This window comes from Corynebacterium sp. MSK039 (assembly GCF_030232315.1).
Classification (GTDB): Bacteria; Actinomycetota; Actinomycetes; order Mycobacteriales; family Mycobacteriaceae; genus Corynebacterium.
This window is the reverse complement of record NZ_JASPJL010000054.1, coordinates 1-286: the sequence shown is the minus strand read 5'-3', so window position 1 is coordinate 286 and position 286 is coordinate 1. Positions and strand designations below refer to the sequence as shown.

Annotated in this window: 1 rRNA gene; it reads right to left on the bottom strand. The window is 52.1% G+C overall.

The window, feature by feature from the left end:
* Positions 1-198: 198 nt before the first annotated feature.
* Positions 199-286 (bottom strand): 23S ribosomal RNA (locus QP997_RS09800); the annotation flags it as partial.

The following is a 286-nucleotide window of genomic DNA, read 5'->3' as shown; positions in this document are numbered from 1 at the left end:
GGTTCGGAAAGGGACCGGGCGTGACCCCACCGCAAAAACCACCGACAAACACAACAGAACAACACACACCCAACCACCACACAACATGGTGCTGGTGTGCCGTGTCATTCCAGACACTGCATAACAGACGCGAGTATTCCATCCCCATGGATGTTCACCATTGTGTGTGCTTCACACAACCAACAACGGATTGTGTGGTTTGTTACACTTCGGCCAATTAGTACCAGTCACCTCCACACCTCACAGTGCTTCCAGATCTGGCCTATCAACCCCATCATCTCTAGGG